The organism is Actinoplanes sp. NPDC004185, assembly GCF_053603475.1.
This window is the reverse complement of the sequence record NZ_JBSGFR010000026.1, coordinates 67,447-90,384: the sequence shown is the minus strand read 5'-3', so window position 1 is coordinate 90,384 and position 22,938 is coordinate 67,447. Positions and strand designations below refer to the sequence as shown.

Genomic DNA, 22,938 nt, shown 5'->3' with positions numbered 1-22,938 from the left:
CGCTAGCGGTACCACTGCTGGGTAGCTGTCGGGATCGTTGGCGGCGGCCCCGAAAAATAGCGTTGTTGACATGACAACGACGAAGAAGTTCCGGAACCTGACGGTCGCTCTCGGTACCGCCGCGGTGCTCGCCGGGGGAGTGGGAGTCGCCAACGCCGCAGTGACACCGAGCGCGGTGACCGGTGATACCCGGCAAGCCGGCGCGGCCACGAAGCAGTCCGGGTGGCACGGTGTCACCCGGGAGGCCGTACAGATCGATTTCGGTCAGGGCTGGGTCACCAAGGGTGAGCTCACCTACCCGAGCAATGCCAAGGGCCGGCTGCCGGTGGTCGTGCTGCTGCACGGCAGCGGGCACAACGACATGAACCAGACGCTGCCGGAGGGTAAGGGCTCGACCTTCGTCCCGATCGCCCAGGGGGCCAGCCGCGAGGGCTTCGCGACGCTGCGTTTCAACAAGCGGGGCGTGACGGACATCGGCCCGGTGGAGAGCACCGACCCGGCCCAGCTGAACCCGAAGAACCCGTACGACCGGATCCAGCAGGACGCGGCCGCGGTGATCCGCTTCGCCGCCCGGTCGCCGCGGATCGACCCGTCGCGGATCTTCCTGCTCGGGCACAGCGAGGGCACCAACGTGGCGGCCAACCTCGCCGCCGAGCCGAAGAAGTTCGGCATCCCGAAGCCGGCCGGCGTGATCGAGATGGGCGTCGTCGGCCTCGACATCAAGCAGCTGCTGACCCTGCAGATCTACGGCCGACTGCTGCTGCAGCTGCACGACGAGTTCGATGTGGACGCCGACGGCCGGCTGACGGCCACCGAGGCCGCCAACGGCCTGACCGGGCAGCCGAAGGAGGCCGCCGACCAGTTCCGCTCGGTCCTGCTCGACGGGGACAAGGTCGCGGCCGCCACGGACACCGACCACGACGGTCAGGTGGCCATCGACGCCGAGGCCGGCCCGGTGCTGCGCAAGATCACCGGCATCGACGCCTACCCGAACGTCCCCGGTCTGGACCAGCCGGTGGTCGACTACCTCAACGACATCGCCCGCTTCCCGACCGTCGGTCAGGCCCTGCCCAAGTTCTCCGGGCCGACCCTGATGCTCAACGGCGCGAACGACATCCAGACCCCGGCCCGGGCCGCCCTGGTCGCCGACGCCGCGGTCGCCGCGGCCGGCAACCCGGACCACAAGATCGTCATCTACCCGGGCATGGCCCACACCATGAACATCACCCCGAAGTTCTTCCCCGCGTTCGGTGAGCCCGACCAGCAGGTCATCACCGAGATCCGCGGCTGGCTCAAGTCCCACCGCTGACCCGCGCGACCCCGAGGGCGGCCACCGGTCCGGTGAGCCGCCCCCGGCGCGTCCGCACGAGGTTCAACGATCGCCCAACGAACGCCCAACGCCGGTCGCCGACGCTCAGCAGGTCCCGTCCCACACCTGAGGAGCACCCATGAGCAGCACACGATCGGCCCGGACGGCTTTCCTCGCCGGCACCACCCTGGCCGGCATCGCCGCCGTCGTCGTCACCGCCGCACCGGCGCAGGCCGCGGTGGTCGACGTAGCGGTGGCCGCGCCCGCCGGCGTCGTGGCGCAGAGCGCCACCGCCACCTGTCCGGCCGGGCAGTACCTCACCGGTGGGGCGGGAGGAATCGTCGGCGCCGGCCGGAACGTGACCCTCACCGACGTCATCCCCGACCTGGCCACGAAATCCGTGACGGTGTGGGGTCACACGAATCCCGGGGGAGCGCCCGGATACTCCACCGTGGCCCAGGCGATCTGCCGTCCGGGTGCGCCGCCCGCCGGCTACTACCGCGAGGTGCAGAGCACCGGCTTGAACGCCGACACCACCAAGGCCGTCGTGGCGACCTGCCAGGGCGGAACCCGGCTGCTCGGCACCGGGGCCGAGATCATCGGCGCGAACGGGCAGGCGTTCTACCGCTCGATCCTGCCCGACTTCGCCCTGACCAGCAACACCGTCACCGCCGACGCCGCGTTCGGCTTCGCCGGCGCCTGGGAGCTCGTCGCGTACGCCATCTGCGGCACCCCGCCGGGCGCCGCGCCGGTCCGCGTGGCGCAGTCGACCGCGGGCGGGGCCGACCCGGTCAACGCGAAGAGCCAGCAGTCCGGCGCCTGCCCGGCCGGCACGGTGACGACCGGCGTGGGCGGGTCGGCCACGGCGACCGCCGGAGCCACCATCAGCGGGTACGTGTTCGTCAATCAGGTGAGCAGCAACCTGGTCCAGGACACGGCAACGGCCGAGGCGGTCGAGGGCCTCAACCCCGGCGGGGGCGTCAGCTGGTACCTGTCCGCGTACGACATCTGCTGGGCGGTCTGACCGCCCGCGATCGCGCTGCGGGGCCGGCCTCGGTCCCGCAGCGCGATTGTGCGAGCGGACCAAGACAGCGGCGCTTTTTCGTCCTGATCGACGAACACCGATGCGGGTCCGCGCTCCTACGATCCCGCTATGACGACGATCACAGAGGTCCGGGACATCGTGGCGGCCCGCCTGCCCGGCCTGCTCCGCCGGCACCAGGTGCCGGCCGCGGCGTGGGGCATCCTGCACGACGGGCAGATCGTCGACGGGGCCGCCGGGCTGCTCAGCACCGCGACCGGGATCGAGGCGACGCCGGACTCACTGTTCCAGATCGGCTCGATCACCAAGCTCTGGACCGCCACCCTGGTCCTACAACTGGCCGACGAGGGCAAGGTCGACCTCGACGCGCCGGTGCGCACGTACCTGCCGCAGTTCCGGCTCGGCGACGAGGCGGCCGCCGCGGTCATCACGACCCGGCAGCTGCTCAACCACACGGCCGGCTTCGAGGGTGACATCTTCACCGACACCGGGCCGGGCGACGACTGCGTGGCCAAGTTCGTCGAGACCCTGCACGACCTGCCGCAGCTGTTCGCGCCCGGGGAGCAGTTCTCGTACAACAACGCCGGCTACTGCGTGCTCGGGCGCCTCGTCGAGGTCGTCCGCGAGCTGCCGTACGACGAGTGCCTGCGCCGGCACCTGATCGCGCCACTGGGCCTGACCCACGCCGCGCCCGGGCCGTACGAGGCGATCCTGCACCGGGTCGCGGTCGGCCACCTGGAGCTCGAGCCGGGCGCGGGTTACCAGCCGGCGCCGGTCTGGGCGCTCGCCCGCTCGAACGCGCCGGCCGGGGCGATGCTCGCGATGCGCCCCCGCGACCTGCTGGCCTTCGCCCGGATGCACCTCGAGGACGGCCGCGCCGCCGACGGTACGCAGGTGCTCGCCCCGGGCACCGCCGCCCGGATGCGGGAGCGCGAGGTGGAGCTGCCCGACATCGGGGTGATGGGCACCTCGTGGGGGCTGGGCTTCGAACGGTTCGACACCCCGGCCGGGACGCTCACCGGGCACGACGGCAACACCATCGGGCAGTCGGCCTTCCTGCGCATGGTCGTCGAGGACGGACTGGCCGTGACGCTGCTGACCAACGGCGGCGACGCGATGTCGCTGTACCGGGACGTCTTCGGTCTCGTGCTGAGCGAGCTCGGCCGCATCCCGCTGCCCGAGATGCCCCGCCCGCCGGCCGAGCCCGAGCGCGTCGACGCGGGCCGCTTCGTCGGGACGTACTCGTCGCGGGTGGCCGACCTGACGCTGAGCCAGGACCCGGACGGCCGGATCTGGCTCGAGCAGACCCCCAAGGGCGAGCTGGCCGAGCTGGTCGGGCACGCGGTCCGCAAGGAGCTCGTGCACTACCGCGAGGACTTCCTCATCCCGGTCGAACCCGAGCAGGGCATGTACGTGCCGCACGCGTTCGTCGGCGACGACGGCGCCGGGCACGCCCGGTTCCTGCACGTCGGCCGGGCCGTGCGCCGGGCCGGCTCCACGGCCGCGCCGGTCTGACCGGCCGGCCGACCACCGACCACCCCCACCCCGTCGAACCGGAGCCGGCAGGCCGGAAGAGGACCCTCATGAAGCTGACCACCACGTCGAGGATCGCCGGCAGCGCGGCGCTCTGCGCGGCGCTGGCCCTGGCCGGATGCGGCGGCGGGTCGGGCTCCGGCTCGCCGGCCCAGGGCCAGGTCGTGGACGGCGGTACGTTCACCATGGCCCTGAACGCGGACCCGGGCAATCTCGACCCGCAGTCCTCGGCGGGCAGTGCGCTGTTCACCATCAGCCAGCTCGCCTACGACACGCTGGTCGGCGTCGACCCGGCCGGCGGCCAGATCCGCTCGCAGCTGGCCGACAAGTGGTCGGCCGCCGGCACCACCGTGAAGCTCACCCTGCGCAAGGGCGTGACGTGCGCGGATGGTACGGCGCTCACCGCGAGGACGGTCGCCGACAATCTGAGCTACGTCGGCGACCCGAAGAACAAGAGCCCGTTCCTCGGCACGTTCCTGCCGGCCGGGGCCCGCGCCACCGCCGACGACGCCACCGGCGAGGTGACGCTGACGCTGGCCGCGCCGGCTCCGTTCGTGCTCAACGGGCTGGCCAGCCTGCCCATCGTGTGCTCCGGCGGGATGAGCAACCGCGCGAGCCTGGCCAAGGCCACCGCGGGCACCGGGCCGTACAAGCTGACCGAGGCTGTGCCCGGCGACCACTACACGTACGCGATCCGCGAGGGCTACACCTGGGGGCCCAACGGCGCGTCCACCGCGACGCCCGGCATGCCCGACACCATCACCGTCCGGGTCGTCGAGAACCCGGCCACCGCCGCGAACCTGCTGTTGTCCCGCGAGCTCAACGCCGCCCAGGTCACCGGCCCGGACGCGCAGCGCCTCGACAAGGCCGGTCTGTTCGCGGCCCGCACCGCCGCGGTGCTCGGTGAGCAGTGGTACAACCAGGCCCAGGGCCGGGCCACGAGTGACCCCGCCGTCCGGCTCGCCCTGACCCAGGCGCTCGACCTGGGCCAGCTGCGGACCGTGCTCGGCGCCGGCCAGGCCACGCCGCCCACCACGCTCGCCGCGATCGAGCCGCTCGCCTGCCCCGGCGGGACGCTCGGCTCCGCGCTGCCCGCCCACGACCCGGCCGCGGCCACCGAAGCGCTGAAGAAGATCGCCGGGAAGACGCTGACCTTCGCGTACTCGAGTGCCGGGGGCAGCGCCGCCACGGCCACCGCCGAACTCGCGGTGCAGCAGTGGAAGGCCGCCGGGATCACGGTGACACCCAAGCCGCAGAGCGGCGAGGCCCTCAACCAGACCCTGTTCGGCACCGGCGACTGGGACATCGCCTGGGCCCAGGTGAACGTCAACAGCCCGGACCAGATCGTGCCCTTCCTGTCCGGCCCCGGCGTCCCCGACGGCACCAACTTCGCCGGCATCCGCAACAGCGCGTACGAGGCCGCGGTGAAGCGGGCCAACGCGATGGACGGCGCCACGGGTTGCCCCGCCTGGCTGGAGGCGGAGACCGCCCTGGTCAAGGCGGCCGACGTGGTGCCGTTCGCCAACCAGCAGATCGCCACGTACGGCGCCAAGGCCCGCTTCGAGACCCCCGGCCAGCTCATCCCGACGAGCATCCGGATGCTCGACCGATGACGGCGGCGCCGGCGCCCGCGCCGCAGATCGGGGCCGCCGCGGAACAGGAGCAGGAGCAGGCGACCGGCGCGTCCCGGCTCCGGCGGATCGCCGGCCACCCGTGGTCCCGGTTCGCGCTGCGGCGCGCCGGCCGCCTGCTGGTCTCGCTCTGGGTCCTGGTCACCGCGTCGTTCCTGATGATCCACCTGGTCCCCGGCGACCCGGTCCGGGCGGCCCTCGGGCCCACCGCCCCGGCGGCCCTGGTGGCCGAGCGCCGGGCCGCCCTCGGCCTGGACGACCCGCTGCTCACCCAGTACCTCACCTACGTGAAGGGACTGTTCGGCGGCGACCTGGGGACCTCGATCCTCACCCGGCTCCCGGTCAGCGACGTCGTCGGTCAGCGCCTGCCCGCGACGCTGGCCCTGGCCGCACTGGCGTTCCTGGCCGCCGTGGTGATCGCCGTCCCGGTGGGCGTGGTCATCGGCGTGCTCACCCGGCGCGGGCACGGCCGCAGGACGGAGGCCGCCTTCACCTCCGGCACCATCGTGCTCGGCACCGTCCCGGACTTCCTGCTCGGCGTCGGCCTGGTCTACCTGCTGGGCGTCACGCTGCAATGGCTGCCGGTGGCCGGCAACACCACCCCAGCCGGGTACGTGCTGCCGGTGCTGTCGCTGGCCGTGGGCCCGGCCGCGATCATCGCCCGCATCCTGCGGGTGGAGATGGTCGCCGTCCTGGACGCCGACTACCTGCGTACGGCGCGGGCCAAGCGCCTGCCGGCCCGCTCGCTGTATCTGGGCCACGCCCTACCGAACGCCGCCACGGCCTCGCTGACCCTGGGCGGCCTGATCCTCGGCGCGATGGTCGCTGGCACCGTCCTGGTCGAGAACGTGTTCGCCTGGCCCGGTCTGGGCACCACGATCGTGCGTTCCATCCTCAGCAAGGACTACCCGCTGGTCCAGGCCATCGTGCTGGTCTACGGCCTGGGCGTGCTGCTGATCAACACCGCCGTCGACGTCGCGCTCGCGCTGCTCGACCCACGGTCGACGATCCGGGAGGACTGAGGTGGACCGCCGTACCGCCCATCGCTGGCTCCGCGTGCTGCGCACGCCCATGGGCCGGGCCGCGGCCGCACTGGTCCTCGTGGTCCTGGTCCTGGCCCTCATCGGACCGGCGCCGTGGGACGCCCGCGCGGACGCCGTGGACACCGCGAACATCCTGGCCGGACCGTCCGGGCGGCACTGGGCCGGCACCGACAACCTGGGCCGGGACATCGCGTTCCGGGTGCTGGAGGCGACCCGGCTGTCGGTCGGCCTCGCGCTGGCCGCCACGGCCATCGGCGTACTGGCCGGGCTCCTGCTGGGCACCGCGCCGTGGCTGCTCGGGCGGCGTCTGGGCCGGCTGGTGACCGGAGCCGTGCAGATCGCCATCGCCTTCCCGGGCCTGCTGCTCGCGCTGTTCTTCGCGGTCGTCTTCGGCGTCGGCGCGACCGGGGCGGTGCTGGCCATCGGGCTGGCCGGGGCGCCGACGTTCGCCCGGCTCGTGCAGACCCTGCTGGCCGGGGTCGCGGCGCGGGACTTCGTCGCCGCCGCGCGGATCGCCGGCGTGGGACGCTTCCGCATCCTGATCCGGCACCTGCTGCCCAACATCGCCGAGCCGCTGGTGGTCAACGCCACCATGGGCGCCGGGGGAGCGCTGCTCGCGTTCGCCGGCCTGTCGTTCCTCGGCCTCGGCGTGCAGGCTCCCGCCTACGACTGGGGACGGCTGCTGTACGACGGCATCGGCGTGCTCTACCTCAACCCGGCCGCCGCGATCGCCCCGGCGCTGGCCGTCCTCGTCGCCGGCCTGGCCCTCAACCTGCTCGGTGAGTCCGTGGCCAAGGGCTTCGGGATGGACGCCCTGGTCGGCCTGCCCGCCTCGGCGCACCCCTCCCCGGCCGCACCCGCGAGCACGGTGCCACCGGCACCCGGGAGCACGGACAACAGCACGGCGTCCGACGTGGTCCTCGACGTCCGGGATCTCACCGTCAGCTTCCCCGCTGCCGGGGGACCGATCCGGCCGGTGCGCGGCGTGACGTTCTCCATCCGCCGGGGCGAGGCGGTCGCCGTCGTCGGCGAGTCTGGCTCCGGCAAGTCGCTCACCGCGCTGGCCGTGTCCCGGCTGATCGACGCGGCCGGCCGGGTCGACGCCGACCGCCTGCACCTGCTCGGCGCCGACCTGCGCGAGCCCGACTCCGCGGTCCAGCGCCGCCTGCTCGGCAGCTCGCTCGCGATGGTCTTCCAGGACCCGGCCAGCTCCTTCAACCCGACCCAGCGGATCGGCCGCCAGCTCGCCGAGACCTCGCGGCACCACCACGGCCTCGGCCGCCGCGCGGCGTTCACCCGCGCGGTCGACCGGCTCCGGGCCGTGCGCATCACCGACCCGGCCCGCCGGGCCCGGCAGTATCCGCACGAGTTCTCCGGCGGCATGCGGCAACGGGCGATGATCGGCATGGGGCTCATGGGCTCCCCGGCGCTCATCGTGGCCGACGAGCCCACCACGGCCCTGGACGTCACGGTCCAGCGGCAGGTGCTCGACCTGCTCACCGCGATCCGCCGCTCGGACGACGTCGCTCTGCTGCTCATCAGCCACGACGTCGCCGTGGTCAGCGAGGTCTGCGACCGGGTCCTGGTCATGTACGCCGGCCGCATCGTCGAGGACCTGCCCACGGACCGGCTGACCACCGGCGCGCTGCACCCGTACACCCGGGCCCTGACCGCCGCCGTGCCGCGGATGGACTCGCCGCTGGACCGGCCGCTGCCGGTGATCCCGGGACGTCCCGTGGACCCGGCCGACGTGCCCCGGGGCTGCGCGTACGCCGCCCGGTGCCCGCTGGCCTCGCAGCGGTGCCGGACCGAGGATCCGCCGCTGGCCCAGCACCCGTCGGGCCACCGGGTGGCGTGCTGGCACGCCCGCCCCGAACCCGTCCACGCGGAAACCGTCCGGCCGGCCTCGGTGGTGGAGACGTCATGAGCGAACTGACCTTCGAGGACGTGACCGTCCGCTACGGGCGGCTGACGGCGGTCGACAGCGTCACCCTGAGCGTGCCCGCGGGCGGGGTCCTGGGCCTGGTCGGTGAGTCCGGCTCGGGCAAGTCCACCCTGGCCCGCGCCGCGGTCGGCCTGGTCGCCCCGGCCGGCGGGCGGATCCTGCTGGACGGCGAGCCGATCCGGGCCCACGGCCGGCACCGCCCGCTGCAGATGGTGTTCCAGGACCCGTACTCGTCGCTGGATCCGCGGATGACCATCGGCGAGACGATCACCGAGGCGATCCCGCCGGGGATGTCCCGGCCTGAGCGCCGCGGCGAGGTGGCCCGGCTGCTGGAGCTGGTGCACCTGGACCCCGGCCGGGCGACCGCCTACCCGGGACAGCTCTCCGGCGGGCAGCGCCAGCGCGTGGCGCTCGCCCGGGCCCTGGCCGGCCGGCCGCGGGTGGTCATCGCCGACGAGATCACCTCCGCCCTGGACGTGTCGATCCAGGGCGCGATCCTCAACCTGGTCCGCGAGCTGCAACGCGAGCTGGGCCTGTCGATCCTGTTCATCTCCCACAACCTGGCCGTCGTCCGGTACGTCGCGGACCACGTGGCGATCATGCTCCGCGGCCGGGTGGTCGAGCAGGGCCCGGCCGGCCGGGTGCTGGCCGACCCCCGCCACGACTACACCCGGGCGCTGCTCGACGCCGTACCCGGCCACCGCCTCACCGCAAGGAGCACCCCGTGACCCGACCGATGCGCATCGACGACCTCCTCGCGCTGGCGGTGCCCGCCGAGCCGGCCCTCGCCCCGGACGGCGCGCACGTCGCGTACGTGCTGCGGACCCAGGACGCGGCGGGCGACCGTACCGTCACCGAGCTGTGGATCGTGGCCACCGGAGGTGGCCCGGCCCGCCGCCTGACCGCCGGCCCGGCCGACACCACCCCGGTCTGGAGCCCGGACGGGAGCCGGCTCGCGTTCCTGCGCGCCGGCCGGCTCGCGGTACTGCCGATGGCCGGCGGTGAGGCCCGGGTGCTCGGCGACCTGCCGCCGCTGTCGGGCCCGCCGGCGTGGAGTCCCGACGGTGCCCGGCTCGCCTTCACCGCCGTGGTGCGGCCGGAGAACCCGGTGCACGCGCCGCTGGTCGCCGACCGCCTGGACTATCAGGCCGACGGTGCCGGCCTGATCGGCTCGGCCCGCAGCCAGGTGCACGTCGTCGACCTCGACACCCTCGAATGCCGCGTCCTGACCGACGGGCCGCACGACGCCGGCGTACCCGTGTGGTCGCCCGACGGCACCGATCTGGCCTTCGTCCGCGCCCTCGGTCACGACAGCGACCTGCGGTTCCGCTCGGCCGTGCACCTGCTCGCGGTCGACGACCGCCAGGCCGCGGCCCGGGTGGCCGGACCGGCCGGTGGTGTCGCCCGCACCGCCGGTTTCACCGCCGACGGCACCGCCCTGCTCGTGGTCGGCTGGCCGGCCGACCCGGTCGGCCACGCCCGGCTGCTGCGGGTGCCGCTCGACGGCGCGGAGCCCGTCGACCTCGCGGGCACCCTCGACCGCAACGTCATGCCGGGCGGCCTGGCCTACCCGGGTGGCCTGCCCCAGGAACACGACGGTCGGGTGCTGTTCTGCGTCCGCGACCAGGGCTGCACGCACCTGTGGTCGGTGGCGTCCGACGGCACGGACCCGCGGGCGGTGGTCGACGGCGCCGGTCGCGTCGTCGACGGCCTCTCCGTCCGGGGAAACCTCGCCGCATTCGTGTTGTCCACAGCGGACTCGTTCGGCGAGATCGCCGTGGTGGACCTGTCCGGCGGCGGCGAGCGGGTGCTGACCGAGCACGGTGCCGACGTCGCTCTCGTCCCTCGCGAGGAGCGCTCCTTCACCATCTCCGACGGCCGCAGCGTGCAGGCGTGGCTGATCCGCGACGGCGACGCGCCGGGACCGCGGCCGCTGCTGCTCGACATCCACGGCGGGCCGCACAACGCCTGGAACGGCACGGCCGACGAGGTCCACCTGTACCACCAGGAACTCGCCCGGCGCGGCTGGGCGGTGCTGCTGGTCAATCCGCGCGGCAGCGACGGCTACGGCGAGGCGTTCTACGACGGGGTCAACAGCGCGTGGGGAGTCGCCGACGCGGCCGATCTGCTGGAGCCGATCGACGCCCTGGTCGCCGAGGGCATCGCCGACCCGGCGCGGCTGGCCGTCACCGGATACAGCTACGGCGGGTACATGACCTGCTGGCTCACCGGGCACGACGACCGGTTCGTGGCCGCGGTCGCCGGCGGGACGGTGGCCGACCTGGTGAGCATGGCCGGCACCTGCGACGACGGGCAGTTCCTGAGCGCGTACGAGCTGGGCGGCCCGCCCTGGCAGGACCCGAAGCGGTACGCCGACATGTCGCCGCTGTCCCGCGTCGCCGACGTGCGCACCCCCACCCTGCTGCTGCACGGCGCCGACGACCTCACCTGCCCGGCCGGGCAGGCCCAGCAATGGCACACGGCGTTGCGCCAGCAGGGCGTGCCGACCCGGCTGGTGCTCTACCCGGGCGCCTCGCACGCGTTCATCCTGGCCGGGCCGCCGTCGCAGCGTCTCGACTACAACCGCCGGGTCGTGGACTGGCTGGAGCAGCACACCCGCCGCGGCGGCCGCCCGGCCCTCGACGCCGCCCACTGGCAGCGGCGCCTCGCCGCGCTGGCCGAGCGCCACGGCGTACCCGGGGCCCAGCTCGGCATCCTGCGGCTGGCCACCGATCCGCAGTCCCCGGACGAGCACATCGAGGTCTGCGCCGGGGTGCTCGACACCGGCAGCGGCCACCCGGTGACGCCCGACGCCCTGTTCCAGATCGGTTCGGTCACCAAGGTGTGGACCGCCACCGCGATCATGCAGCTCGCCGACGAGGGCCGGCTCAGCCTGGACACGCCGGTGGGTGAGCTGCTGCCCGGCTTCCGGCTCGCCGACCCCGGCGTCGCGGCCCGGGTGACCGTACGGCACCTGCTCACCCACACCAGCGGCATCGACGGTGACGTCTTCACCGACACCGGCCGCGGCGACGACTGCCTCCAGCGGTACGTGGAGCTGCTGGCCGACCAGACCCAGAACCACCCGCTCGGCGCCACCTGGTCCTACTGCAACGCCGGCTACAGCGTGCTCGGCCGCATTCTGGAGGAGGTCACCGGACAGAGCTGGGACCAGGTGATGCGGGAGCGGCTGTTCACCCCGCTCGGCCTGACCGCGACGGCCACCCTGCCCGAGGACGTGCTGCTGCACCCGGTGGCCGGCGGTCACGTCGAGCACGAGGGGCAGGTCGCCGCCGCGCCCGTCTGGCACCTGCCCCGCTCGGTCGGTCCGGCCGGCCTGATCAGCGCGAACGCCGCCGACGTGCTGGTCTTCGCCCGGCTGCACCTGACCGGCGGCCGTACCGCCGGTGGCGACCAGCTGCTCGCCGCGGAATCGGCGGCGGCCATGGCCGAGCACCAGGCCGACCTGCCGGACAAACTCTCGCTCGGCGACTCGTGGGGCCTGGGCTGGATCCGCTTCGGCTGGGACGGCCACCGGCTCATCGGGCACGACGGCAATACCATCGGCCAGGCCGCCTTCCTGCGCCTGCTGCCCGAGCAGGGGCTGGCGGTCACGCTGCTGACCAACAAGGAGAGCGCCCGCGACCTGTACCAGGACCTGTTCACCGAGGTGTTCGCCGAACTCGCCGGAGTGGCCATGCCGGCCTCGATCACCCCGCCCGAGGAACCGGTCGAGGTCGACATCACCCCGTACACCGGCACGTACGAGCGGGCCTCGGTGCGCATCGAGGTGCTGGCCGGCGAGGGTGACGAGGGGCCACGGATGCGCACGACGCTCACCGGGCCGCTGGCCGCGCTCGTACCGGATCCGGTCGAGGTGCAGCCGCTGGTCCCGGTCGGTCCCGCCCTGTTCCTGACCGCGCCCGCCCAGCGCACGAGCTGGTATCCGGTCACCTTCTACGAGCTGGACTCGGGCGAGAAGTACGTCCACTTCGGCGCCCGAGCCACCCCGCGGGTGGACTGAGATGCTGGACTCCCTGCTGGCCGACACCCGGGCCCTGGTCGAGTGCGAGTCACCGTCGACCGACCTCGCCGCCGTCGCCCGCTGCGCCGAGGTGGTCGCCCGGGTCGGCGCCGCCCGCCTGGGCGCCCAGCCGGAACGGATCGTGCTCGACGGGCGTACCCACCTGCGCTGGCGGTTCGGCGCCGGGCCGTCGCGGGTCCTGGTGGTCGGCCACCACGACACCGTCTGGCCGATCGGGACGCTTGCCACCATCCCGTACGGGATCAGCGCCGGAGTGCTGCGCGGACCCGGCTGCCTGGACATGAAGACCGGGCTCGCCATGGCCTTCCACGCGATCGCCACCGTGCCGGACCGGGACGGCATCACCCTGCTCGTGACCGGCGACGAGGAGCTCGGTTCGCCGAGCTCGCGTCCGCTCATCGAGGCCGAGGCGCGGGCCACCGGCGCTGCACTCGTGCTGGAGGCCGCGGCCGACGGGGGAGGGCTGAAGACCGAACGCAAGGGCGTCTCGATCTACGAGCTGATCGTCGCCGGGCGGGCCGCGCACGCCGGTCTGGCCCCGGAGCAGGGCGTCAACGCCACCGTCGAACTGGCCCACCAGGTGCTGCGCATCGCGGCCCTGTCGGACCCGGAAGCAGGCACCACCGTGACACCGACCCTGGCCCGCGCGGGCACGACGACCAACACCGTGCCGGCCGGCGCCCGCGTCGCGGTGGACGTCCGGATCCGGTCCCTGGACGAGCAGCGCCGGGTCGACGACGCGATGCCGGCCCTGACGCCCGTCCTGCCCGACGCCGTCCTCGAGGTGACCGGCGGTCCGAACCGCGCGCCGCTGGAAGCCGCCTCGTCCGCGGCACTGTTCGCGCGGGCGACGGCACTGGCCCGCTCGCTGGGCCTGCCGGAACTGACCTCCGCCGCGGTCGGCGGCGCCTCCGACGGCAACCTGACCGCCGGTACGGGCACCCCGACCCTGGACGGTCTCGGCGCGGTCGGCGGCGGGGCCCACGCCGCCGACGAACACGTCCTGCTGGAGTTCCTCCCCGCCCGTACGGCGCTGCTCGGTGCGCTGCTGACCGAGCTGACGGGGGCGCGGTGACCAGGATGAGCAGGCCCGACAACCTCGGTGGCCTGCAGACCGGGCCCGAGCCGAACCACCTCGACGCCGCCGTCGACGAGGCCGTCGGCCAGGCCCAGGCCGCCGCCGCGGCCGCCCGGGTGGACGTGCGCGCCCTGACCGACTTCGACGACCTCGACCAGGCGGTCCGGCTGCTCGCCCGGATCTGGGGCCGTGACGCCAACCCGCCGCTGAACCTCGAACTGCTGCGGGCGTTCGGGAAGGCGGGCAACTACGTCAGCGGCGCCTTCGTCGGCGAGCGGCTGGTCGGGGCATGCGTCGGCTTCTTCCACGCCCCGTCGGAGGACGCCCTGCACAGCCACATCGCCGGGGTGTCGCCCGAGATGACCGGGCGCGCGGTCGGTTTCGCGCTCAAGCTGCACCAGCGGGCGTGGGCGATGAGCCGCGGCGTGGACCGGGTCGCCTGGACGTTCGACCCCCTCGTGGCCCGCAACGCCTACTTCAACGTCGTGAAGCTGGCCGCCCGCCCGGTCGAGTACATGCCGAACTTCTACGGGCTCATGCTCGACACCCTCAACGGCGACGGGGACTCCGACCGGCTGCTCGTCCGGTGGTCGTTGCGGGACCCGGCCGTCGCCGAGGCGTGCGGCCGGCCCGGGGAGCACCGGCCGGACCTGGCGCCGGCTGCCGGTGCGGTCGTGGCCGTGGGGACGGCGGCGGACGGCTCGCCCGTGCCCGGCCGCCTCGACGGCGCGACCAGCGTGGTGGCCGTCCCGCGGGACATCACCGCGCTGCGGGCCTCGGACCCGGCCCTGGCCGCACAATGGCGGCGTGCGGTACGCGACGCGATGACAGGCCTGCTGGCCCAGGGCGCCACCGTCGTCGGTTTCGACCGGGCCCGGGGATACGTACTGCGGAGGGACTCATGAAACTGACCGGCTGTGAACTGCGGTGGCTCACCATGCCGCTGACCGGACCGTTCCGCACCTCGTTCGGCACGGTGACCAGCCGCGAGATCCTGCTCGTGCGCGCGGTCACCGAGGACGCCGAAGGCTGGGGCGAGTGCGTCGCGATGGCCGCGCCGGTTTACTCCTCGGAGTACACCGAGGCCGCCGCGGGAGTGCTCCGCGACCATCTCGTGCCGGCCCTGGCCGCCGCCGCGCCGGCGAACGCCCTGGCCGTCGCCCCGGCGCTGGCCCCGGTCAAGGGTCATCGGATGGCCAAGGCGGCCCTGGAGACGGCCGTCCTCGACGCCGAGCTGCGGGCCGAGGGCCGCTCGTTCGGCCGGGAGCTGGGCGCTGTCCGCGACCGGGTGCCGTGCGGCGTCTCGGTCGGGATCATGGACAGCATCCCGGCGCTGCTCGACGCCGTCGGCGGCTACCTGGCCGAGGGGTACGTCCGCATCAAACTCAAGATCGAGCCCGGCTGGGACGTCGAGCCGGTCCGCGCGGTCCGGGAGCGCTTCGGCGAGCAGGTGCTGCTGCAGGCCGACGCGAACACCGCCTACTCGCTGTCCGACGCCCGGCACCTGGCCCGCCTCGACCCGTTCGACCTGGTGCTCATCGAGCAGCCGCTGGACGAGGAGGACGTGCTCGGCCACGCCGACCTGGCCCGGCTGATCCGTACCCCGGTCTGCCTGGACGAGTCGATCACCTCTGCCGCCTCCGCCGCGGCCGCGATCCGCCTCGGCGCCTGCCAGATCGTCAACATCAAGCCGGGCCGGGTCGGCGGCTACCTCGAGGCCCGGCGCATCCACGACGTGTGTGCCGCGCACGGCGTACCGGTCTGGTGCGGCGGCATGCTGGAGACCGGCCTCGGCCGGGCCGCCAACGTGGCCCTGGCCGCCCTGCCCGGCTTCACGCTGCCCGGGGACACGTCGGCCTCCGGCCGCTACTACGCGGCCGACATCACCGAGCCGTTCGTGCTCGACCAGGGCCATCTGCCCGTGCCGGCCGGTCCCGGGCTGGGCGTGACCCCGGACACCGCCCGGCTGGCCGAGGTGACCACCCGCGTCGAGTGGGTCCCGATGTGAACGGGGCCGGTGCGTAGCCCGCGGCCCCTATCGTGAGAGCGACGCCCAGGCCCAGGGAGTGCCCATCGCCGTGAATCCCGCCCCCTCGGCACGTCCCCGAGCGAGCCTCGGCCGCGTGCTGGACGACCTCGGCTCCATGCTGCTGGAGCTCGTGCACGGCGACCCGGAACGCGCCGAGCCGGTCGGTTCGGTGGTCATCCACGATCCGGAGGACAGCCCGGTCCTGCCGCCGCACGCCCTCGTGCTGGGCGTCGGCCTCAGCGACCCGGCCGCGATCACCGAGCTCCTCGCCGAGATCGGCGCCCAGGACGCCGTCGCGCTGATCCTGCGCTCGTCGGTCCCGGCCCCGCCGCCGGTACGGGCGGCCGCCGACCAGGCCGGGGTGGTCCTGCTCGGGCTGCGCCGCGGAGCCCCGTGGGTGCACCTGGCCGCGATGCTGCGTTCCCTGCTCGCCGACGGCGAGGTCGGCATGGCCCAGCAGGAATCGCTGCTCGGGCTGCCCTCCGGCGACCTGTTCGCGGTGGCCAACGCGATCGCCGCGCTCATCGACGCCCCGATCACCATCGAGGACCTCAGCTCCCGCATCCTGGCCTTCTCCGGCCGGCAGGAGGAGGCGGACCCGTCGCGGGTCGAGACGATCCTCGGCCGGCACGTGCCCGAACGCATCGAGCAGGAGCTCACCGAACGCGGCGTGTTCCGCGACCTGCTGCGCACCGACCAGCCGGTGCGCATCGACCCCATCGGCGACGGCCGGCACGGCTTCTCGCTGCCCCGGCTGGCGATCGCGGTCCGGGCCGGCGACGAGGTGCTCGGTTCCATCTGGGCGGTGACCCCGCACGGGCTCACCGAGGAACGCACCGAGGCCTTCCGCGACGCCGCCAAACTCGTGGCGCTGCACCTGCTGCGGCTGCGCGCCGGCACCGATGTCCAGCGCCGGCTGCGGATCGACCTGCTGAGCTCCGCGCTGGAGGGCGGCGCGGGCGCCCGGGCCGCGATGGAACGGCTGGGCCTGGCCGGACAGCCCGTGCTGCTGCTCGGCGCCACGCTGTCGCACAGCGGTGAGCAACGTCCCGACGATCCCGCCTTCATCCAGGAGCGCCAGCGCCTCAGCGACGCCTTCGCGGTCTATCTGCACGCGGTTCAGCCGCGCAGCACGACGGCGCTCGTCGGCGGGATCGCGTACGGGCTGCTGCCGACCGTTGCCGGGGCCGACGAGGCCGACGCCCGCGGGCAGCGCCTGGCGGCCGACTTCCTCGACCGGGTCGGTGACCGGCACCGGCCGGTGGTCGGCATCGGGCCGGTCGCCCGGGACATCAGCGAGCTGGTGCAGGCCCGGGCCAGCGTCGACCGCACCCTGCGGGTGCTGGCCCAGGCCCGCGGGGACCGGCGCACGGCCGGCATCGACGACGTCTACGTCGAGTCGCTGCTGCTGGAGCTGCGGGATCTGGCCGCTCTGCGGGGCGACCGGCCGACCGGCGGGATCCGCCGGCTGATCGAGTACGACCGCAAGCACGGCAGCCACCTGATCGCCACCCTGACGGCGTGGCTGGACCACTACGGCGACGTCGTGGCGGCGGCCCGGTCGTCGTTCGTGCACCCGAACACCTTCCGGTATCGGCTGCGCCGCCTGGCCGACGTCGGCGGGATCGACCTGGGCGATCCGGACGAGCGGTTCGCGGCGATGCTGCAGCTGCGGCTCAGACCCGAAGCCGGCGAACAGAAGGAGTGAAGCGATGGTGACGTGGGTGGACGGGGCGATCGATGACCCCCGGCGGGCGTCGGACACCGCGGTGCGAGAGGCGCAGGACGAACTGGAGGTCAGCCTGCCTGCGGAATTCTTGGCTGTCGCACAGATCCATCAGGGCGCCGCCCCGGTCCCCGCCCGGATCGACCTGCCTGACGGCTTCAGCACCGCGGTGGATCATCTCCTCCATTTCGAGGACTCGCCGTTCGTCAGCAACATCGTCGCCGCGGTGTTTCCGCTGCTCGATGTGCTGGACGACGGAATCATCCCGTTCGCCGCCGATGGGGGCGGCGACTTCTTCTGCTTCGACTACCGCGCTGACAACGATCACCCGGCGGTCGTCTTCTGGAGCGTGGACTGGGGGGTGGTACCGCTGGCGCCGAACTTCGCCGGCTTCCTGGGCATGTTGCATGACTAGGGATCAGACGAGGCCTGTCAACCACGGTTGACGTCCTCCATGCTGTCAACTACGGTTGACAGCATGACGCTGCTGACTTCCATTGCCGCTGCCAGCCCGGCGCGGCCGCCTTTTCGCCGCAGTCGGCTTCTTGTGGCCGGCCTGCTCGCTGGTCCTCTTTTCACGGCGGCATACCTCGCCGAAGGCATTTCCCGTGGCCGCGGATACTCCCAGCTGCGTCATCCGGTCAGCTCGCTCGCTCTCGGGCCGCACGGCTGGCAGCAGATCGCCACCTTCGTCGTGTGCGGACTGCTGGTGGTGCTGTTCTCGATCGGTCTGCGCCGCGCGCTGCGCCCCGGTCCCGGCGCGCTGGCTCTGCCGGTGCTGGTGGCGGTGTGGGGCATCGGACTGATCGGCGCGGGTCTTGTCGTCACCGACCCCGTCGGCGGCTATCCGACGGCCGCGAGTCCGGTCACCTGGCACGGTCAAGTGCACGACCTGGCCTTTTCGCTGCCCGGCTTCGCTGCGCTGGCCGTCGCCATGGTGACCGCCGCCGTCACGTTCGCGCGCCGTCGACCGGGGTGGTTCGCGGTGTACTCGGCGCTGAGCGGGGTGGCATTCGCCGTACTGTTCTCCTTCGCGACGATGGGTTTCGACGGTGTCGAACCATGGGCGCAGGCGGCGGGCCTGTGGCAGCGACTCTGCGTGTCGGTCGGCTGGCTGTGGCTCATGCTGCTGGCGGCGGATCAGCGCCGGGCGAACGTTCGTTGGTCGCCCGTATGATTCCGCGCTGTGACTTCTGCACTCGGAAATCTCTCTCCGCGGCAGCGGGAACTGGTGGACCAGTGGCTACCTTCGGCGACCGTCGAGAAGGACCACAGCTGGGGCTTGGTGGCAACCACTGTCCTCGAAGTGACCCACGCCGGATCACGGTTCATCGTCAAGGCCGGCGGCGGGGATGACCATCACATCCAGCGGGAGCTGCACGCCCATCTCCACTGGCTGGACCCCTGGACCAGCCGGGGCCGCGCGCCGGCTCTGGTGCACGGCAGCGCGGCCGCCAAGCTGATCGTCACCCGCTACCTGCCCGGTGAACTGGTGCTCGGCAGCGAACTCGCCGACGAGCCCGCCACCTATCGGCAGGCGGGCGAGCTGCTGGCCCTGCTGCACGGCCAGACCGCCGTCACGGACGACGACTACGAGCGCCGTGAGAACGACAAGTCATTGGCATGGCTCAGCGAGCCACACCGGATCGCCGCGTCCACGGTGGAGCGGCTACGAGCCGAGATCACCGCCTGGCCGACGCCGCCCGTGACTCTGGTACCGACCCATGGCGATTGGCAGCCTCGGAACTGGCTCAGCTGTGACGGCGTCGTGAGCGTCATCGACTTCGGCCGGGCGGCGTTGCGTCCGGCCCTCACGGACTTCGCCCGGCTGGCGGTCCAGGACTTCCGCCGCGACGCCGAACTCGAGACGGCCTTCCTTGACGGGTACGGGACCGACCCCCGGGAGCCGGCCGCGTGGTATCGCAACCGGGTCCGCGAGGCGATCAGCACCGCGGCGTGGGCCTACCGGGTGGGTGACGAGCCGTTCGAAGCCCAAGGCCACCGCATGATCGCCGAGGCCCTCGCGTCCGGACGAGACTGATCCGGTCGAGAGCTGTGCCGGGCGGACCGCGTCCATGAGGATGGCTGCATGAATCCGGTCACGGCGGCGCTGCTCGGTTCGCTCATCGGGGCACTTGCGGCAGTCAGCGGATCTGTCATCACCAACGTGGTCTCACTGGCGAATGAACGTCGCCGGCAGGAGTTCGCCGCCGAGCAGGCATACGTGCAGCTGGTTCGGGACCGGTGCGGAATCTGCTTCGGGTTCCTGTTCAGGGTGATCCAGGAGATCGAGTGGATGTGCTGGTACGCGAAGCACGCACCGGACGAGATCGACGCGGAGCTGATCAAGTCGTACGAGCACCGGGTCAACGAGGCCTACGGAAGCCTCATGAGCGCGGTCGCCATGACCGCCAGCCTGAGCTTGTCGGCCTACAACGAACTGAATCCGCACCTCACGTCCTTGTACGCGCTGGAGGAACGGGTCGGGATCGCTTCCCGCCGGATGTCTACGGCGCGCGACGCCGCTACGGCCGAGCTGCGCACTTGTGCACAAGAAGCGAAAGTATTGCGAGACCGACTCCCTGAGCTGCTGCACGACGCCATGCGGCTGGCCGAGGGGACCGGGCCGCGAGGCATGCAGTGGTCGGCGGGCAGGGATGTCGACGGGATGCGGCGGCCGGGATGACGGTCACGGGCGATCAGCGCTGGATCGACGCTCCTTTCCCGGCTCGCGGTGCGTACTCCAGATCGGCCGGCCCGGACCAGGTCGTGACCGTCCGGCGGATCGCGCCGTGTCCCGGGTCGGGGCGGCGGGCCGGCGGGAACCGTCGCCAGGCGGCGTAGTCGCGGGCGTGGACCAGCGCCCGGAGGGCCTGTTCCGGCTCGCGGAAGATGGGGACGGCGGACCGGGCGAACTGGTGCTCGTCCGCGGTCCCGCCGGTGCTGATCGCGGCGATCGTGAGGCGCGGATGGCCGTCGAGGATCGGCGTCAGCACCGCCAGTTGGGCGGCGAGCAAGTTCGCGCGGGTGCCGACCAGGACCAGCAGCAGGACGTCGGCCTCGCCGCTGACCGCGACGGTCTCGACGGCGTCGGCGATCCGTGCGGGCAGCGCGTCGATGCCGAGATCGACCGGATTGCCGGGCCCGTCCGGGCCGGCGGAGGCCGGGAGCTGGGCCCGGGTCGGCCCGCTCAGCGGCACGACGTCGAACCCGTACGTCCGGGCCCGGTCGGCCGCGAGCGCCGTGAGGCCGCCGGCGTTGCCGACGATCGCCATCCGGTTGCTGCCGGGCAGCGGCTGGTCGACCAGGAGCCGGGCGGTGTCGAGCGTTTCACCGACGCTCGACGTGCGGATGACGCCGGCTTCGGCGAGCAGCTCTTCCCGTACGGGATCAGCGGCGCCGGTGATCGCCAGCACGGGTTTGCGCCGGCTCAGGAACCAGGCGGCCCGCGCGAAGCCGGCCGGGTCGCTGAACGCGTCGGGCGACAGCGCGACCGCGCGGGTGGCCGGGTCGTCGAGCCAGTAGTCGAGCAGGTCGCCGCCCGAGAGGTCGATCGCGTCGCCGAGCGAGACGAGGCTCGAGATGCCGCAGTGCTCGCGTACCGCGTCGGCCAGCAGCGTGATGCCGACGGCGCCGGAGCGCACCGCCAGGGCGAGGCCGCCGCTGGGCGGGCGCAGCGGCGACAGGCTCGCGTTGAGCCGTACGCGTGGATCGGTGTTGAGGACGCCGAGGCAGCCCGGGCCGAGCAGCCGGATGTGGTGCCGGCGGGCGATCCGGAGGATCTCCCGCCGCTGTCCTTCGCCCCATGGATCGCCGCCGGGCGGGCCGGTGCCGAGCAGGACGGCGCCGCGGACGCCGAGCCCGCCCGCGTCGGTCAGGACGTCCGCGATGTCGTCGGTGGCCACGGCGGCCACCAGCAGGTCGACGGGTCCGGGCAGGTCGGTGACGGCGCGGTGGGCGAGCACACCGCACACCGGGCGCCCGGAACCGTTGACCGCATGGAGCCGGCCCGAGAAGCCGTAGTCGCGGAGCGCCCGTACCGTCTCGTGTCCGGCACCGCCGCGTCGTCGTCCCGCGCCGACGACCGCGATCGAGCGTGGGGCCAGGATCCGGTGCAGTGCGCCGGCCGCGGCTCCGTGGTCGAGGCGGGTCGCGCCATGGTTGTCGCGCGGCGTCATCGATGGCCTCCGCATCCTCGCGTTCCGCCCAGTGGCCGTGCGGCCCGGCGGGTCCGGTCGAGCTACCGCGGCGCCGGGTGGCTCGTGGCGGCGCGGTGGCGTACCGCGGCGGCGTGCACGCCGGCCCGCAATTCGTCGTCGGTCATCACCAGCCACACCAGCGGGCAGTCCCGCGGCCCGGTGGCGCCCATCTCGCACAACGTGCAGGGCTCCCCGGGACGGATCGGGCATCGAGCATCCGGGCGTGCGCGCCCGCTGTTCATGCCGGCCGCTTCGGGTGCTCGATGGGGGTCTCCGGACCCGGGAGAATCAGGCCGACATGCCCGTCGTCGAGCCACCGTACCTCGTACGGCGGGGTGCCGTCGGCGTGCCGTAGTGCCATGATGACGCCGACGCGGATCCGGTCTCCGACCTGGGCGATCATGGGTGCCTCCCGGTTCGAGCGGGGCGGTGGCCGCATCACCGCCGGTCGATGGGAGCATGGCATCGCGCCTCACCCGCGGACCAGGGCCGATGGTCCCGCCGGGGAGTGCCCGGCCGTCACGACGACGCGAGGATCTCGACGTCGAGGTCGGCCACCACGCCGGCATGGTCGCTGAGCCAGACCCCGTCCACCGGGTGGTCGGCGATCAGCCGCGCTGCCACGATCCGGGCGCGGGCCCGCGGATGGGCGTGCGCGGAGCCGACGAACACGTAGTCGATCCGCCGGCGGTGACCGGGCTGGCCGATCACCCGTTCGATCTCGGCGGCGGCCAGGGGATTGTCCACTGTCCAGGTGTGGCCGGGCCCGTCACCGGCCACGGCCCAGGCGTCGTGATAGTGCGCGCTGTGCCCGTGCAGGGCCTGCAGCCCGCTCAGGTAGCGGATGCTCGACGCGTCCGGGCCGGCGTTGAGGTCACCGGCGATGATCGTCGGCAGCTCCGCCCGGTGCCGGGCGTCGAGCTCGGTGATCTCGACGGCCTGACGCTCCCGGGCGGCCTCGGCGTCCAGCCGCCACGGCGTGGTGGGCACGATGAACACCTGCTCGCCCAGCGGCGGCACCGGAACCGACACGGCCAGCGTCCACCAGTGGACGTCACCGGTCCGGTTCTCCAGGACCTCGAGGATCCGGTGGGGCCGGCGGGTGGCGATCGCTGTTCCGCCGTACCGGTCACCGTCCGGCGGCAGCCGGTCGAGCACGGCGGCCTGGTGGGTGGTGTGCAGCCCGGTGCCGGCGACCAGCTCGGCGAGCTGGTCACGCCGGGCGGGGTAGCAGACCTCCTGCAAAGCCACCAGATCGGGCGCCAGGCGCCGGATCTCCTGATGGAGCAGGCGGGTCCGGCGCGGGTCGCCCTCGTCGTTCTGCACGTTGATCGTCAACACGCGCAGGCGCATCCGGC

Annotated in this window: 20 protein-coding genes; 16 read left to right on the top strand and 4 right to left on the bottom strand. The window is 73.4% G+C overall.

Going from position 1 to position 22,938, the window contains the following annotated elements; genetic code table 11:
• Nucleotides 1-70: 70 nt before the first annotated feature.
• The 16 genes from ACWEOZ_RS25870 to ACWEOZ_RS25795 all read left to right on the top strand — a co-directional run bounded on the left by ACWEOZ_RS25870 (nt 71) and on the right by ACWEOZ_RS25795 (nt 20,067).
• A complete protein-coding gene (locus ACWEOZ_RS25870) occupies nt 71-1,309 on the top strand; it encodes an alpha/beta hydrolase (RefSeq protein ID WP_451913248.1) in 1,239 nt (412 codons plus the stop codon).
• 139 nt (nt 1,310-1,448) lie between these two features.
• A complete protein-coding gene (locus tag ACWEOZ_RS25865; RefSeq protein ID WP_451913247.1) occupies nt 1,449-2,333 on the top strand; it encodes a hypothetical protein in 885 nt (294 codons plus the stop codon).
• Between the two features lie 129 nt (nt 2,334-2,462).
• The gene (locus ACWEOZ_RS25860; RefSeq protein ID WP_451913246.1) at nt 2,463-3,866 is read left to right on the top strand and encodes a serine hydrolase domain-containing protein; all 1,404 of its coding nucleotides are present in this window, start codon (nt 2,463-2,465) and stop codon (nt 3,864-3,866) included.
• Nucleotides 3,867-3,934: 68 nt separating this feature from the next.
• Entirely contained in the window at nt 3,935-5,497 is a 1,563-nt protein-coding gene (locus ACWEOZ_RS25855; protein ID WP_451913245.1) for an ABC transporter substrate-binding protein, read from the top strand.
• The gene (locus ACWEOZ_RS25850; RefSeq protein WP_451913244.1) at nt 5,494-6,537 is read left to right on the top strand and encodes an ABC transporter permease; all 1,044 of its coding nucleotides are present in this window, start codon (nt 5,494-5,496) and stop codon (nt 6,535-6,537) included. Before ACWEOZ_RS25855 ends, ACWEOZ_RS25850 begins: the two co-directional genes overlap by 4 nt.
• Nucleotide 6,538: 1 nt before the next feature.
• On the top strand, nt 6,539-8,485 hold the full coding sequence (locus ACWEOZ_RS25845) for a dipeptide/oligopeptide/nickel ABC transporter permease/ATP-binding protein (protein WP_451913243.1): 1,947 nt from the start codon (nt 6,539-6,541) through the stop codon (nt 8,483-8,485).
• The gene (locus ACWEOZ_RS25840; protein ID WP_451913242.1) at nt 8,482-9,231 is read left to right on the top strand and encodes an ABC transporter ATP-binding protein; all 750 of its coding nucleotides are present in this window, start codon (nt 8,482-8,484) and stop codon (nt 9,229-9,231) included. Before ACWEOZ_RS25845 ends, ACWEOZ_RS25840 begins: the two co-directional genes overlap by 4 nt.
• Nucleotides 9,228-12,527 (top strand): serine hydrolase, encoded by a 3,300-nt coding sequence (locus ACWEOZ_RS25835; RefSeq protein ID WP_451913241.1) that lies wholly within the window; start codon nt 9,228-9,230, stop codon nt 12,525-12,527. Before ACWEOZ_RS25840 ends, ACWEOZ_RS25835 begins: the two co-directional genes overlap by 4 nt.
• A gap of 1 nt (nt 12,528) precedes the next feature.
• Nucleotides 12,529-13,623, top strand: coding sequence for a M20/M25/M40 family metallo-hydrolase (locus ACWEOZ_RS25830; protein ID WP_451913240.1), 1,095 nt, complete (start codon nt 12,529-12,531; stop codon nt 13,621-13,623).
• 5 nt (nt 13,624-13,628) lie between these two features.
• Nucleotides 13,629-14,531: a GNAT family N-acetyltransferase gene (locus tag ACWEOZ_RS25825; protein ID WP_451913239.1), complete on the top strand. Its 903-nt coding sequence runs from the start codon at nt 13,629-13,631 to the stop codon at nt 14,529-14,531.
• Nucleotides 14,528-15,634 carry an o-succinylbenzoate synthase gene (gene menC / locus ACWEOZ_RS25820; RefSeq protein WP_451913238.1) on the top strand — a complete coding sequence of 369 codons (1,107 nt, stop codon included), beginning with the start codon at nt 14,528-14,530 and terminating at the stop codon, nt 15,632-15,634. The genes ACWEOZ_RS25825 and menC overlap by 4 nt, the downstream gene beginning before the upstream one ends.
• A gap of 115 nt (nt 15,635-15,749) precedes the next feature.
• Complete coding sequence (locus tag ACWEOZ_RS25815; protein ID WP_451913237.1) at nt 15,750-17,363, top strand: PucR family transcriptional regulator; 1,614 nt, start codon at nt 15,750-15,752, stop codon at nt 17,361-17,363.
• A gap of 4 nt (nt 17,364-17,367) precedes the next feature.
• Nucleotides 17,368-17,796, top strand: coding sequence for an SMI1/KNR4 family protein (locus ACWEOZ_RS25810; RefSeq protein ID WP_451913236.1), 429 nt, complete (start codon nt 17,368-17,370; stop codon nt 17,794-17,796).
• A gap of 63 nt (nt 17,797-17,859) precedes the next feature.
• Nucleotides 17,860-18,558 (top strand): DUF998 domain-containing protein, encoded by a 699-nt coding sequence (locus ACWEOZ_RS25805; RefSeq protein ID WP_451913235.1) that lies wholly within the window; start codon nt 17,860-17,862, stop codon nt 18,556-18,558.
• A gap of 9 nt (nt 18,559-18,567) precedes the next feature.
• Nucleotides 18,568-19,422, top strand: coding sequence for a phosphotransferase (locus ACWEOZ_RS25800; RefSeq protein WP_451913234.1), 855 nt, complete (start codon nt 18,568-18,570; stop codon nt 19,420-19,422).
• Between the two features lie 48 nt (nt 19,423-19,470).
• A complete protein-coding gene (locus tag ACWEOZ_RS25795; protein ID WP_451913233.1) occupies nt 19,471-20,067 on the top strand; it encodes a hypothetical protein in 597 nt (198 codons plus the stop codon).
• A gap of 13 nt (nt 20,068-20,080) precedes the next feature.
• Here the strand turns inward: ACWEOZ_RS25795 and ACWEOZ_RS25790 are convergent, their stop codons facing one another.
• The 4 genes from ACWEOZ_RS25790 to ACWEOZ_RS25775 form a co-directional block, all read right to left on the bottom strand.
• On the bottom strand, nt 20,081-21,559 hold the full coding sequence (locus tag ACWEOZ_RS25790; protein ID WP_451913232.1) for a CoA-binding protein: 1,479 nt from the start codon (nt 21,557-21,559) through the stop codon (nt 20,081-20,083).
• Nucleotides 21,560-21,621: 62 nt separating this feature from the next.
• Nucleotides 21,622-21,822, bottom strand: coding sequence for a DUF6767 domain-containing protein (locus ACWEOZ_RS25785; protein WP_451913231.1), 201 nt, complete (start codon nt 21,820-21,822; stop codon nt 21,622-21,624).
• Nucleotides 21,819-21,983, bottom strand: coding sequence for a DUF1918 domain-containing protein (locus ACWEOZ_RS25780; protein WP_451913230.1), 165 nt, complete (start codon nt 21,981-21,983; stop codon nt 21,819-21,821). The genes ACWEOZ_RS25785 and ACWEOZ_RS25780 overlap by 4 nt, the downstream gene beginning before the upstream one ends.
• A 116-nt stretch (nt 21,984-22,099) precedes the next feature.
• Nucleotides 22,100-22,933, bottom strand: a complete 834-nt coding sequence (locus ACWEOZ_RS25775) for an endonuclease/exonuclease/phosphatase family protein (protein WP_451913229.1) — start codon at nt 22,931-22,933, stop codon at nt 22,100-22,102.
• Nucleotides 22,934-22,938: the final 5 nt, after the last annotated feature.